At 29.6% G+C, this 13,771-nt stretch carries 12 protein-coding genes; 1 reads left to right on the top strand and 11 read right to left on the bottom strand.

Features of this window, described 5'->3' with window-relative positions:
* Nucleotides 1–180: 180 nt before the first annotated feature.
* The 9 genes from LPB136_RS08585 to LPB136_RS14195 form a co-directional block, all read right to left on the bottom strand.
* Nucleotides 181–1,464, bottom strand: a complete 1,284-nt coding sequence (locus tag LPB136_RS08585; RefSeq protein WP_072555924.1) for a HEPN domain-containing protein — start codon at nt 1,462–1,464, stop codon at nt 181–183.
* A 187-nt stretch (nt 1,465–1,651) separates the two neighbouring features.
* The gene (locus LPB136_RS08580) at nt 1,652–3,394 is read right to left on the bottom strand and encodes a TIGR04141 family sporadically distributed protein (RefSeq protein ID WP_072555923.1); all 1,743 of its coding nucleotides are present in this window, start codon (nt 3,392–3,394) and stop codon (nt 1,652–1,654) included.
* Nucleotides 3,395–3,604: 210 nt separating this feature from the next.
* Nucleotides 3,605–4,183: a hypothetical protein gene (locus LPB136_RS08575; RefSeq protein WP_072555922.1), complete on the bottom strand. Its 579-nt coding sequence runs from the start codon at nt 4,181–4,183 to the stop codon at nt 3,605–3,607.
* Between the two features lie 158 nt (nt 4,184–4,341).
* Nucleotides 4,342–5,349, bottom strand: a complete 1,008-nt coding sequence (locus tag LPB136_RS13955; protein WP_083426204.1) for a toxin-antitoxin system YwqK family antitoxin — start codon at nt 5,347–5,349, stop codon at nt 4,342–4,344.
* Nucleotides 5,350–5,523: 174 nt separating this feature from the next.
* On the bottom strand, nt 5,524–7,509 hold the full coding sequence (locus LPB136_RS08560; RefSeq protein ID WP_072555921.1) for a Helicase associated domain protein: 1,986 nt from the start codon (nt 7,507–7,509) through the stop codon (nt 5,524–5,526).
* A gap of 170 nt (nt 7,510–7,679) precedes the next feature.
* The gene (locus LPB136_RS08555; RefSeq protein ID WP_072555920.1) at nt 7,680–8,525 is read right to left on the bottom strand and encodes a hypothetical protein; all 846 of its coding nucleotides are present in this window, start codon (nt 8,523–8,525) and stop codon (nt 7,680–7,682) included.
* 157 nt (nt 8,526–8,682) lie between these two features.
* Complete coding sequence (locus tag LPB136_RS08550; RefSeq protein ID WP_072556954.1) at nt 8,683–9,204, bottom strand: hypothetical protein; 522 nt, start codon at nt 9,202–9,204, stop codon at nt 8,683–8,685.
* A gap of 149 nt (nt 9,205–9,353) precedes the next feature.
* A complete protein-coding gene (locus tag LPB136_RS14015) occupies nt 9,354–9,515 on the bottom strand; it encodes a hypothetical protein (protein WP_158009622.1) in 162 nt (53 codons plus the stop codon).
* A gap of 4 nt (nt 9,516–9,519) precedes the next feature.
* The gene (locus tag LPB136_RS14195) at nt 9,520–9,648 is read right to left on the bottom strand and encodes a hypothetical protein (RefSeq protein ID WP_257785978.1); all 129 of its coding nucleotides are present in this window, start codon (nt 9,646–9,648) and stop codon (nt 9,520–9,522) included.
* Between the two features lie 271 nt (nt 9,649–9,919).
* On the opposite strand from LPB136_RS14195, the gene LPB136_RS08545 reads away from it, so the two are divergent.
* A complete protein-coding gene (locus tag LPB136_RS08545; RefSeq protein ID WP_072555919.1) occupies nt 9,920–10,987 on the top strand; it encodes a tyrosine-type recombinase/integrase in 1,068 nt (355 codons plus the stop codon).
* A 91-nt stretch (nt 10,988–11,078) separates the two neighbouring features.
* Here the strand turns inward: LPB136_RS08545 and LPB136_RS08540 are convergent, their stop codons facing one another.
* Both LPB136_RS08540 and rpsO read right to left on the bottom strand, forming a co-directional pair.
* Nucleotides 11,079–13,304 (bottom strand): polyribonucleotide nucleotidyltransferase, encoded by a 2,226-nt coding sequence (locus LPB136_RS08540; RefSeq protein ID WP_072555918.1) that lies wholly within the window; start codon nt 13,302–13,304, stop codon nt 11,079–11,081.
* A gap of 182 nt (nt 13,305–13,486) precedes the next feature.
* Nucleotides 13,487–13,756, bottom strand: a complete 270-nt coding sequence (gene rpsO / locus LPB136_RS08535) for a 30S ribosomal protein S15 (protein WP_072555917.1) — start codon at nt 13,754–13,756, stop codon at nt 13,487–13,489.
* Nucleotides 13,757–13,771: the final 15 nt, after the last annotated feature.

Here is a 13,771-nt window from a genome sequence, read left to right as displayed (position 1 = left end):
TGTTATCTTCCATTTTAGTGAAGTACTGTGTTTTTTTTTAGTTGCTGCCAACGTGTTTGTATATGGTTTGTTGCGTGGTTTAGCATGTAATTTAGCAAATAAAAACCGAATAGAAAATCCGCGAGGATTTTCGTAAGTAGGCTAGAACTAGCAATAAATTATATACGGTGTTGCCAGTAGTTATATTTTCCTTATTGCTTTTACAGGCCAATACGACATATCGTCTTCGACATCATAAATTTCGACTTTATTTTGTTCTTTAAGTATGTTTGCAAGAGCATAACTTGGACCAAAAGAATAACCTTTCGAACCTAAAAGTTTGGTAATAAATGATTTCAGTCCTACATATTTAAAATGGGAAAGTTTGACAGACCTTTCTGCTCTTTCTAATACTTTCATAAATTCTTCTTCTGTAATAATTTCAAATTGTGATTCATCATCATCTTTATCAAATTCTGAAAGATCAACCTTTCCTAAAACTTTGATACTAGGTTTGTTTTCTTCTTTTTCATCTTTTTCTGAAATTGTCTCTCTAATTGCTACTTGTTCTTCAACTGAAAATTTGAAGTCATCTATTTTAGATTCTGCCGTTAAAATTATTTCTTTTAATTCTTTATGTAATGTAACAGTCGTTTTTAAATCTTCTAAAACAAATAAATTATTATGAGCAACTTTGTTACGGACTTTAAAAAGTTGTTTCCATTTTTTGTCAAAGTCTTTATCCTTAAAATTTTGCTTAAAAAATCTGTTGTAATTACTATCTAAATCTGCTTTTAGTTTTTCGAGCTCTTCAATTGTGTTTATGCTTACCAAACTTTCTGCTAAATTTTGAGGTCGATTGAAACCTAATTTGTGTTTGTAAATTATTTCTCCAAGGTCATCAAAATCTATTAGAGTAAGGTCTGTTTGAACTATGTTTGAAAATACATTTTCATTTCCTGTTCTCATTTTAGTTTTAGCAATAACTTTGTCAGGAACAGCCTTTTCCCACCAATCTAATCCGATTTTTTGAGTAAAAAATTTTGATATATATCGTCTTAAAAGATTTTCAAGTTCATTTATAAGAGGGTATGCTTTGTTCGATATTTCTGTAGAAATATCATCTGTTAGTATTCGAATATGTTCAAAAGAAAGACGTTTCCTTAAATGTATTACAAACAAGTATCGAAATCTTTCTAGTTTTTCAAAATCATTAGAAGTAATTTTTATTAAAAACCCAGCTTCAATCAAATCGTACAAAGTGGAAGATGTATCTACTGGTTTAATTTTTAATTCTATAGCTCCATCGCTAATAGAATATGTTCCATCTTTTTCTACACTTTTGGCATTGTCCCATAATTTTTCAGTTGACATTAAACCATAAACTAAACTTTTAGGCGATAAAATTTCACTCTTTCCATTTGGGTCAAGAATCAAAACTTCAAATGCGTATTCTTTTGATTCTTTAGCTGTCTTTTTTGTCATATTTCTCTTTCGTTTTTTTTAATTACTGGCAACGTGTTTGTGTATGATTAGTTGTGTGGTTAAGCAACTAAATTAGTAAACTTTTACGAACCTAAGAATATTCCGAAGGAATATTCCAGATGAGTACTTACAAAGCAATTAATTATACACGGTGTTAGCTGTAGTTGTTTTCGCAATGTTTTTGTTATTAGAAACAAGCATCATTCTTTATAACTTCAAAAGATAAATCATAATATTCTGTTCTCATTTCTTGGTAGCATTGTATTAATGATAACTTTGCAATGTTAGAGGTGTATTTATTCATTGTTTTCTGAAGTGGTTTGTTTTTCAAATGACTTGTAATACACATCACATATTTTATACTATCACTTTCTTTAAAAAGATTTACAAACTCTTCTTCTGTTAAGTTTCTATTTTTATTTTTTGTTTTTAAGCTTTTATAAACCTTTCGTAAGTAAATGTTTTTCTCATCTTTAAGGTCATTTTTTAATCTTCTTGCAGAAGATATGATTTGGCTATAAAGTTCTCTCATATCTGTGCTAAAGCCATATTTTACGTGACATAAATAAATTGTATTATCCTCAATATACATAACATCTGCTAATTCTATCGACTCTGGACTTATTGTATCTAGAACAAGATAATTCTCTTTTTTATATCTATCGTTGTAAGTTGATTCATTTTCTCGTTTTCCACTTGCTTTTTTAATCCATTCCTCATTTAGTACCTTATTTTTTAAATCTTGCCCATTTAAAATTTCAGAACATCTTTCATTCATTTCTTTTATGAAAATACCTCTCAATTTATACCACTTAGAATCTAAATAAATATAAGTACCTAAGTCTTTGATATAAAGTTCTGTGTTTAGATGGTATATTAGAGCTGTTTTTAGAATTAGTTTTTTTGTTCCATTTTTATATGTGTATATGTAAATATTATATATTCTATAACTGAATGATGCCAAATTGCCATCGAAATTTTCTGTATTTAAGTATACCAAAACAATTTTAAGAATCTCACTTTTGTCGTTTGTTCTACCAATTTCCTTATATTTTCTTTTGTCTTCTTTTAGTTTAATTACATATTCATCAGCACTATAAAAATCCTCTATTTTGTTAGGATAGCATATATCAAAATTCGAAATTTTATTATTTATAATGTTGGCTCGTTTGTTAAATAACTCATTTATGACTGCTGGTTTTAACGAGTCCGAAATAGTATCTTTATTTGTAATTTCTTTGTAGGAACTAAAAAAATCATCCGCTTTCTTCTTTTCGATATGTTCTAATATTTCTACTAAAAGACCTAATTCCTGAAAAGAGAGCTTTTTATTTATATTAAAACCGCTTGATATATTTAAAATTATGTTTGGCGACCTGTTTGTTAAATACTGACTAAAATAAAGGTCAGCAGTTTCAATCGAGAGTTTGATTTTTAATTCAGTTGGTATTTTGCCAAACTTTATGTAGTCCATTAAACGATAATTATCTTTAAACTGTTCTGACATTCCAGCACGTAAGCCAGTAACACCTCTAGTTTTGATTGTAATTATTTCATCTTGGACAGGATTCATTATTCGTGAATAAGTATTTAGTCCATAAGATGTGTCTAGGAAGGGTAGGATATATTTATAGAATGCTCCTCCAATTATTGAAAAGATTCCAGAATTTGTATTTACAAGTATGAGGATTGACGGTATTTGATACTCAAGAGATATTCCTTGGATGTATTCTTTCGGAAAGAATTTAGCCCATTCTGATTCTTTTTCACTTGACTGTATCACAATAAGCTTAGCATCATAATCGCTTAACTTAATATCTCGAACAATTGAAGGCTTTTTATTTACTAATAAGTGAGCTAAAACTCCATCAACTACAGTAGTGAAGTTATATTCTTGTTCTATTTTATATATAGTGGGATTCTGTTTCAAGGAATTTAATATCTGTTTTTAAATATATAAAATATGAGTTTTATGTTAGTTCGAGTTTTTTTTCAATTACAGCTAACGTTTATGTATAAGCTTTGTTGCGTGGTTTAAGCATTAAATTTAGCAAATAAAACACGAACGTTGAAATTCCGGAGGAATTTCCCAAGTGAGCTATAACTAGCAATAAAGTTTATACGGTGTTGTACACTGTTTTTAATTACAAATTTCTTCTTTCACTTTTCCATATTCAACAGATTTTATTAATTCGCCCAAAATTTCCTTTATTTTCTCAAAACTTTGATTTTCAAATTGTGTTGATGCGATTGAATAAATGAATTCTTCTGTTAATCTCGAAACAAATACTTGTCTTTCAGCTTTTATTGGTTCATTTATATTTTTCTTAAATTCTTCTGGTATTTTAAAAAACCATAAAACAGCTTTTTTATTTTTCTCTAATTCAATAGGTACAAAATTTAAGTCCAATTTAGACTTATAGACACTTGTAAGATATTCAGATTCTTTCAATATATAATTCACAATAATTTCAATTTCATTGTCTTTTCCTTTATTAAATTTATTTTTTTCTATTAATAAGGTTTGCAAGATATAGTCACCTAATTTGAAGACTTTTGGATTTTCAGTTTTTTCTAATTTTCCTTCTACTTTCAGATAAGAATGATAATTATTGTTTTTTATATAAAGGTAATTTATTGAGTCTTTACATTTTATAAATTCCTGTGAATAAGAGAATAATGTTGAAAGAAAAATAATCAGTAAAATCAGTCTTTTCATAGTTTTTTTCGTAAATAGTGTACAACGTGATTGTGTATGATTTCGTTGCGTGTTTGAGCACCTAATTTAGCAAATAAAAACTGAATAGAAAATCCGCGAGGATTTTCGTAAGTAGGCGAGTGCTAGCAATGAATTATACACGGTGTTGTAAGTAGTTTTTATTCAGACTTTTTTTTATAAATTAATACGTAATCTTTCTCATATTCAACTTTCATTTCGTTTTCTGTTATTCCAATTATTTTGTCAGATGATGCATCAAGAAAATTGCCATTTTCATCTTGTCTCCATTTTTTATTCGGTAACAATTTTTGAGTTTGAACTATTAATTTTCCTTGTCTTGAATCTCGAGCAATAAACATTTCATATTCAATTTCTTTTTCTGAAATAAATTTCCAATTTCCATAATCTGTATTATTTTCAGTGAATTTTTTCTCATAAGTTCCATCTTTATTTATGGTAATATCTGGTCCACTTGCAATAATTTTCATTTCTTCTCCATTTGGATACTTTCTAATAGTATGTTGAATCGAATTACTCTCTTTGTCAACGGTTTTTATATATTCCCATTTTCCAATGATTAATTGTTCTAAATTTTTAAATTTCAATTCGTTTTCTTGATTTGAAAAATCTTTTTCGTGTATTAGTTCTCCTCTTTCATTCCACCAAAACCATTTACCTATATTTCTATCGTTTAGTAATTTACCCTCGGATTCTTTTTCTCCATTTTCAAAATACCAAGTCCATTTGCCATTTGTGACTCCATTTTTATAGATTCCTTCCTTTTTTATTTTTCCGTTTTCAAACCACCATTTAAAATTTCCCTCTTCTTTATTATTTATATATTTTCCTTCTCTAATTTTATTTCCGTTAGCAAACCAAGCAATCCAAATTCCATCTTTTTCTCCATTTAACATTTTTCCTGAAACTTGTAATTTTCCATTTAAATACCAGTTTTTTATTTCTCCATTTAGTATTCCGTTTTTAAATTCAGCGAGAGATTCTTTTTCGTTATTGTCATAATAAGTATATACTTTTCCAGTGTATGGATTTTCTTTTCCTATTTCGTATTGAATTCCTGCACGTGATTCTAATTCAGATTTTTTTATTTGAGAATGAACATTAAATGATACAAATATTAAAATGATAATTACAAATTTATTTTTCATTGTTTATTGAAATTCAGTATTTTGGCTTAAATTACTTACAACGTGTTTGTATAAGATTAGTTGCGTGTTTTAAGCACTAAAGTTAGCAAATAAATCACAGATAGAAAGTCCGCAAGGACTTTCGTAAATTGGCTGAAACCAGCAATTAATTTTATACGGTGTTGTGCAACGTTTTTATTCACTTTCTATAATTCCTAATTCTTTTAATTTTTCTACTTTTTCAGTTTTCAATGCTTTTGCTCTGTAATTTGCTCTTTGCTGATTTACCCAAATATAAATCTCTTTATCAAATTCAGACGTAATTTCTTTTGTTCCATATTCCTCTCTAAAAAGTTCAATGATTTCAATATATTCATCCCACTTTTTTCTTTTTTTACTCCTTGCAGGAAGTTTTATGTTTAACTTTTTTAGTTCATTAATTTGTTCTTCTTTTAGTCTGCCATATCTAAAAGTTCTTTTTTGGTTATGAAGCCATTTAGCCAATTTAGGATATTCAAGATTATCTTTTTTTAAATCTGGATTCTTTAATTTTTTTAACTTGTTTAAGTTATTATACCAATTCTGTGTAATATGTCCGCCTTTTTCTTTTTTTGATTTCGTTCCAATTTCAAAGAACCCAATTTGATGCAATTTTTCTTTTTTCCAATCTTCTTTAATTCCTTTTGTTTTTATGCGATAAACATAATTTCCAAGATTTGGATTTGGTTTGTAATTTGATGGGATATTAAAATCTCCAAATTCTTTTTTGTATTCTTGAATTTCTTTAATTCTTTGTTCAAAATTATAAACATCCATATCCCAAATAACACCCATATCTTCTAAAAGAACAATTCTTTCCTCGTTCAAAAAATCTCTTTTCTTTTTGTAATATGTTCTTTGGTCATTTAACCATTTACCAAGTTTTGGGTATTTAGGATTCTTAAAAGTTTGTGAAACATTGCAATCTCCAAATTCTATTTTATATTGTTCTAAAAGTGCTAATTTATCGAGCCAATCATCTTCGTTATTTAATGACCTAACTCCATCCATTTCCCATTTAAAACCTATTTTTTCGAGTTTTTCTATTTGCCAATCTTTTAGTTTTCCTTTTTTATATTTTCCTCGTTCCAAAGCAACCCAATTTGAAATATAAAAAAGAGGATGAGTATTATCTTTATATCTTTTTACATTACTTTCTCCTGTTTCTTTATAGACTTTTAATAATTGACTATAACTGTCGAGCCATTTTTTGTCCCAATACAATACGTGAGCATCTCCGAAATAGAAATTTATTGTTTTTAATTTCTCTAAATGTTCTTTAGGTAAGATTCCAGCTTTAAATAATTGTTTTTGTTTACTATACCAACCGTAAAGTGTTCTGTCTTTGTATTCTCTTGGAACTGTACAATGTTCATTTTCTTTATAGAAAAGTTCCATTTTTTTAAACATATAATCCCACTTCGCAAGATAATCTTCTGTTATTTTTAGTATTGACTGATACTTTTTAATCGGTTTCTTTTCCTTGATTTCTAAATTACCTAAACCAGTAATTTTCGGATTTCTACCTCTTTTTTTTGAGTTATCGTGAATATTTGAATTGTAGTCAGAGCCTTTTGAAAATTCTTCAGATGATACTTTATCTTCAAGAACAAGTTTATTCAAGTATTCACTTGTCAATAATTCCAGATTTGGGTCGCTAAAATCGAAAAATGAAGAATAAAATTCTTTTAACTGATTTATAATTTTTAATCCACTTTTGTCAGTATTTGTAAAGTCCAAAAGGATTGAGGACTCAACGTTATAAAAAAGTCCTGATTTAGTAAGATTTGATGAACCTGTAATTATTCTATTTCTATCTCCTTCAAATAAGTAAATTTTAGGATGGTAAATGTAACTGTCAGAATAATAAATGTACGTTTCTGTGTCTAATTCTAAAAGTAATTCGAGAGCCTCTTTTGATGTAACTCTTTCATCAATTCCAACATAGAAAGTTACATTTCTATTTTCTTTTCTTGCTTGTTTTATGAAAGGTGCTAAATAGTCTAAACCAGGTTTTCTCAAAAATGCGACAAAGATTGTTATTTGTGTAAATGATTCGTCTTTTATAGCAGAACAAACGTGATTTCCGCACGTTTCATCTTCTTCGAGATGTAAGCCTTGTCCTAAAAATTCTACTATCATTCTTTTTTCACGGATTTTTTTTCAAATGTTGCACAACGTTGTTGTATATGGTTTGTTGCGTGTTTTAAGCACCTAATTTAGCAAATAAAAACCGAATAGAAAATCCGCGAGGATTTTCGTAAGTAGGCTAGAACTAGCAATAAATTATATACGGTGTTGTAAAACGTTTTTTATTTAATTCCAATTACTATCGGAATTTGGGATTTAACTTCTTTTTCATTTACACAAGCAGGATACCATTCAGTAAATTCAATCAGCAATTCCTTAACTTGTTTTTGTGTTTCGTTATTCAATTTTCTAAATTCTCCAAAAAACCTAAATGGTTCTTTTTCGATTTTCCCTTTTTCGTTAATTATAACGAAAGCTCTTATTTTTTCAGGTTTATAGCCTTGAATTTTTTTTATTTTTTCGGTCAGAATTTTATGGTCAGATTTTAATGAAGGCATTTTATCCGGACGCAAGTAAACTCCGTTTTCATTTGTTATTCCGTAAAATACTTTGTTTTGTTTCAAAGCCCATAAATAATCAGATGATGATTTATCAATTCCTTTGAAAGTTTTGAATTTTCCTTTGAATATTATTTTCTCTAATAGTTCTCCATCTAAACTAACTTTTTTTACTTGCATTGTATATTGTCCACGTAAACCGTTTATTTTTTCGAATGGATTTTGGTTCAATTTCAAATCGATACTATCTACTTTGTATTCCGTTCCAATTTCTGCAACATCCGTCCAATATTCATAGTTTGCTTTTACTACATTTAATTTTTTGTCGATTATTATTGAAATAGTGTGTCCAGTAAAACCTGTACTATATCTATTTAGAATTTTAATATTCGACTTGTCATTAGATTCTATATCTAAACTTTTATAACTTTTAAGTTCGTTAGCTATATTGTCAAATCGGTTGAATTCGTCTTTAATTTCATACTTTACAATATCTTTGTCAATCGTAACTTTTTCTTGTCCGAAAGCAAAATTTGCGATTAAAATCAGTATGATAATTTGAATTCTCAAGGTTCGTTTTAAATGTTTTACAACGTGATTGTGTATGGTTAGTTGCGTGGTTAAGCAACTAAATTAGTAAACAAATACTTGCCAGAGAAAATTCCGAAGGAATTTTCCAAATAAGCAATGACCAAAGCAATTAATTATACACGGTGTTGTGCGTTCGTTATTTTTCAAACGGTATTTTTTGTTTAAATTCAGGATTCCGTTTATCCCAATTCGTTTTTTCTATTAGATAATGCTTTTTAAATTCTGATAACATCTTTTCATAATCAGCTTTTGAGAATTCAAATCCGCTTATTTTTTCAAACCATTCAACTTTTGAGCCAACTTTTTCAGCGTCATATTCTGTCGTTTTATCAATTCCTAATTTATTCCACTTTATCGTATTTTTACAATTTTCAATTTCTGCCAAAATCAGAGTGCAAGAAAAGTCATTATCATCAGGACACATTAGAATTGGGCTAATTGCTATTTCTCCGACCTTTGGTAAAATTCTATTCCAAACAACTTTTTCCTCCTGTGCTATTTCCATTGCAAAAAGTAAAGTTGGATAAAGTCCTTTGTACATATTGTTCGGATAAAGTTCTTCGAGTTTTTCGTCAAGCCAAAATCCGTCAATTTTCAGATTCAGAAATTCATCTGTTCCGTAGTCACTTTTATCTATTTCGGCTTTTATCGTATTCATTGGTTTTAATGACGCACAACGGTTTTGTATAAGAATAGTTGCGGGTTTGCGTGCGAGGATTTTCCGAAGGAAAATCAGATGTAGCAAACACGCAACTACCTTTGTTTTAGCACAAAACCGCAATTATTTTTATACGTTGTTGTGTAACGTTATTTTTTTTCAGGAATCACAAAATCAACAACTTTGTCAATCATTTTACTTATCCAACTTCCACCTTTGTCTCCTAAATCATATGCGATTTTTTGATTAGGGTTTAGTTTGTCGAGAATAGAGTTCTCAATTTTTTCCAAACTGCTTTTTTCTTCATTCATAATTTTATTCAGTTTTTTTATTCAGTTTATTTTTGTCAGCATTAGCATCTTTTGCTAATCTCACACTTGCTGCTAATGCTGCAACTGCTGCAAGTCCTTTAACCACTACTTTTGTTATAATATTTGCGCTCATAATTATTCGGTTTTTTAATATTTTATTTTCGTTTAAGGCTTTCAGAAGTTTAAAAAGCCCTCAACTTTTGTTAGTTCAGATTGCGTGCTGTTAATGTTACACAACACGTAAATATACGTACGTATTGTTTCAAAAATACAATAATTTAATTTCACTCACAAACACCTGTTTTAATGAGTAATTACATGGTAGGTGTATACGGTTTCCATATATCATATTCTTTTTTTTGTTATATTTATAAATTATTGATATATAAATAACGTAATTATAAATGGATTTTAATCACTACACTTTTAGCCTAGGAGAACATAGAAAAAGAAATGTAATTTGGATCAGTTTTCAATATAAACAAAATCTAGTTAATGATTTAAAAAAACGTTTTCCATCCGCAAAATGGAGCCAAAGCAATAAGTCTTGGTATCTGCCAGATCTTCCTTCTGTAAGAACAGTTCTAGGAATAACTCAAGATACAAAACCTATAAAATTACTTAATAAGATAGGTGACAATAACAAAATAGCGTTGTTAAAATTTCATGAACAATTAGTGCTTAAGGCTTATAGTCCGAATACTATTCGTATGTATGAAGCAGAATTTACACACTTATTAATCATATTAAAACACAATTCTGTCGATGATTTATCACATAAAAGGTTAAAAGATTATTTCCTCTATTGTGTTAGAGTTTTAAATATGGGCGAAAGAAAAATGAATGGTAAAATTAATGCTATAAAGTTTTATTTTGAAAAAGTTATGCATAAGCCACAAATGTTTTTCGATATTCCAAGGCCTAAAAAGCCATCCACGCTACCTAAAATGTTGAGCAAATCTGAAATAAAAAAACTTTTTAAGCAAGTAGCTAATCAAAAGCATTTACTTGCCTTAAAGTTATGTTATGGCATGGGTTTGCGTGTAAGTGAAATTGTTAATATCAAGATTTCTAATATTGATAGCAATAGAATGCAAGTGCTAATTGAAGGTGCGAAAGGAAAAAAAGATAGGTATGTAAATTTACCAGAAAGTGTTTTAGAATTATTAAGAGAATATTACAAAGCTTATAAGCCCAAAAACTGGCTTTTTGAAGGTCAATATGGTGGCGCTTATAGTGCAAGAAGTGTGCAAGCTGTTTTTAAGCGTGCTATGAAAAATGCCGGAATAAAGAAACAAATAGGTATTCATGGTTTACGTCATAGCTATGCAACGCATCTTTTAGAAAGTGGTGCAGATCTACGTTTTATACAACAACTGTTAGGTCATTATAACATTAAAACCACACAAATTTACACACATGTATCTAATACAGCAACTTCTAAAATAAAAAGTCCATTAGATGTATTATAAAAAAAAACCAGAACAAATAAATGCTCTGGTTTAATTAAACTTATAATCGTCAAACTATTTTAGGGTGACTCGATAAGGTTCCATAAAAAAATTAATCTTCTTTTCTTGGAGCTCTAGGTTTTCTATCGTCACTTCTGTTATCACGTCCACGATTATCTCTACCTTTATTATTGTCTCTTGGTGGTCTTGCTACATAACCTTCTGGTTTTGGTAACAATGCCTTTCTAGATACTTTTTCTTTACGAGTTCTTGGGTCAACACCAAAGTATTTTACATCAAAAACATCGCCCATGTTTACTACATCAGTAACATTTTCTGTACGTTCCCATGCTAATTCAGAAACATGTAATAAAACTTCATTTCCTGGAGCTTCTACATATTCTACAACAGCACCAAAATCTAACATTTTAATTACTTTAACTTCGTATGCAGAACCTTTTTCTGGTTTGAATAACATAGATTCGATCTTAGCAATTACAGCTTCAATTCCTTCTGGTTTTGTTCCAAGAATTTCAATAATTCCTTCTTCAGTTACAGGGTCTTCAGTAATTACAATAGTAGTTTCTGTTTCTTTCTGTAATTCTTGAATGTGTTTACCACCTGGTCCAATAAATGCACCAATCATATCATTAGGTATGCGTCTGTTAATCATTTTAGGAGCATGATCTTTTACTTCTTCGTTTGCAGATGAAATTGTATCCGTTAATTTTCCTAAAATATGTAAACGACCATCACGAGCTTGTTTTAGTGCATTTACTAAAATTTCGTATGAAAGTCCTTTTACTTTAATATCCATTTGACATGCAGTAATTCCTTCAGAAGTACCCGTTACTTTAAAGTCCATATCTCCTAAGTGATCTTCATCACCTAAAATATCAGATAAAACTGCGTAACGATCTCCGTCAGAAATTAATCCCATTGCAATACCAGAAACCGGTCTTGTCATTTTTACACCTGCATCCATTAATGCCATTGTACCAGCACAAACAGTTGCCATTGAAGAAGAACCGTTAGATTCTAATACTTCAGAAACAACTCTTACTGTATATGGGCAATCATCTGGAATCATTCCTTTTAAACCACGCTGAGCCAAGTTACCATGACCAACTTCTCTACGAGATGTTCCTCTTAATGGTCTAGCTTCACCCGTACAAAAAGGAGGGAAGTTATAATGTAAATAGAAGTTTTCTTCACCTTCGTAAGATGGCATATCTATTTTAATTGCATCTCTAGAAGTTCCTAAAGTTACCGTTGCTAATGCTTGTGTTTCTCCACGTGTAAAGATTGAAGAACCGTGTGTAGATGGTAAGTAATCTACTTCACACCAAATTGGTCTAATTTCATCAGTCTTTCTTCCATCTAAACGTAAACCTTCTGCTAATGTTAATTCTCTAACTGCATTTTTTTGTGATTTATTGAAATATTTTCCAATTAAATCTCCATAATCTGCAATTTCTTCTTCGGTAAAAGTAGCTACTAATTCTTCTTTTACTTCTGCAAATGCAGTAGAACGTTCTACTTTAGAAGTTCCTTTTTTAGCAATTGTATAACATTTGTCATAACAAAAGTCATTTATTTTTGCAGCTAATGTTTCATCTTCTCTTTCTCCTTCGTATTCTCTTGTTTCTTTTTTACCAAAAGCTTCAGCTAAACGAACCTGAGCAGCACATTGAATCTTGATAGATTCGTGAGCAAACTTAATTGCATCTGCCATTTCTTCTTCAGAAATTTCATCCATTTCACCTTCAACCATCATTACTGAATCGGCTGATGCTCCAATCATCATATCGATGTCAGATTCTGCTAATTGAGCTCTACTTGGGTTAATTACAAATTCTCCATTTACTCTAGCAACACGTGCTTCAGAAATTGGACATTCAAAAGGAAAATCAGATAATTGAATAGCTGCTGATGCTGCTAAACCTGCTAATGCATCTGGCATAACATCTTCATCATGAGACATTAATTGGATCATTACTTGTACTTCACTATGATAATCTTTTGGAAATAACGGACGTAAAACACGGTCTACTAAACGCATTGTTAAGATCTCTCCGTCACTTGGTCTTGCTTCTCTTTTAAAGAATCCTCCAGGATATCTACCTGCAGCAGCAAATTTTTCTCTATAATCTACTGTTAATGGTAAAAAGTCAACAGTACCTGCTTTGTAGCTAGAAACTACTGTACATAATAACATTGCTTTTCCCATTTGAACAACAACCGAACCGTGTGCTTGTTTAGCTAATTTACCGGTTTCTAACGAGATGGTTCTTCCGTCTCCAAGGTCAATGACCTCTCTAAATACTTTTGGAATCATAAATTTTTAATTCTAAATTTAACTTTGTTTTGTTGTTGTGTTGTGGTTTTTCCTGATGGAAATACAGAACTGTTGTTAAGAATTCTGATTTTTTATATTTTGCTGATGTTGTTAGTTTCAGACTTTTAATTTGTTTTCATAAAAAAAAGAGGCTGAAAATTCCAGCCTCTTTTGTATAAGAATTATTTTCTAATTCCTAATTCTTTAATAATTGCACGATATCTATTGATTTCTGTTTTCTTTAGATAATCTAATAAACTTCTACGCTTACCTACTAATCTTACTAATGAACGCTCAGTATTGTAATCTTTACGATTTTGCTTTAAGTGCTCAGTTAAGTGATTAATTCTAAATGTGAATAATGCAATTTGTCCTTCAGATGTTCCAGTATCAGTTTTACCTTTACCGTGCTTTTCAAAAAGACCTTCTTTTACTTCTTTTGTTAAATACATTCCAATATTATTTAA

The organism is Tenacibaculum todarodis (assembly GCF_001889045.1).
GTDB lineage: Bacteria > Bacteroidota > Bacteroidia > Flavobacteriales > Flavobacteriaceae > Polaribacter > Polaribacter todarodis.
This window is presented reverse-complemented; position numbering and strand designations above follow the sequence as displayed.

What these genes read in the sequence shown, in the direction of transcription:
- LPB136_RS08585 (WP_072555924.1), bottom strand. Translation starts at nt 1,464, where the DNA reads ATGACAAAAAAGACAGCTAAAGAATCAAAAGAATACGCATTTGAAGTT.
- LPB136_RS08575 (WP_072555922.1), bottom strand. Translation starts at nt 4,183, where the DNA reads ATGAAAAGACTGATTTTACTGATTATTTTTCTTTCAACATTATTCTCT.
- LPB136_RS13955 (WP_083426204.1), bottom strand. Translation starts at nt 5,349, where the DNA reads ATGAAAAATAAATTTGTAATTATCATTTTAATATTTGTATCATTTAAT.
- LPB136_RS08560 (WP_072555921.1), bottom strand. Translation starts at nt 7,509, where the DNA reads ATGATAGTAGAATTTTTAGGACAAGGCTTACATCTCGAAGAAGATGAA.
- LPB136_RS08550 (WP_072556954.1), bottom strand. Translation starts at nt 9,204, where the DNA reads ATGAATACGATAAAAGCCGAAATAGATAAAAGTGACTACGGAACAGAT.
- LPB136_RS14015 (WP_158009622.1), bottom strand. Translation starts at nt 9,515, where the DNA reads ATGAATGAAGAAAAAAGCAGTTTGGAAAAAATTGAGAACTCTATTCTC.
- LPB136_RS14195 (WP_257785978.1), bottom strand. Translation starts at nt 9,648, where the DNA reads ATGAGCGCAAATATTATAACAAAAGTAGTGGTTAAAGGACTTGCAGCA.
- LPB136_RS08545 (WP_072555919.1), top strand. Translation starts at nt 9,920, where the DNA reads ATGGATTTTAATCACTACACTTTTAGCCTAGGAGAACATAGAAAAAGA.
- LPB136_RS08540 (WP_072555918.1), bottom strand. Translation starts at nt 13,304, where the DNA reads ATGATTCCAAAAGTATTTAGAGAGGTCATTGACCTTGGAGACGGAAGA.
- rpsO (WP_072555917.1), bottom strand. Translation starts at nt 13,756, where the DNA reads ATGTATTTAACAAAAGAAGTAAAAGAAGGTCTTTTTGAAAAGCACGGT.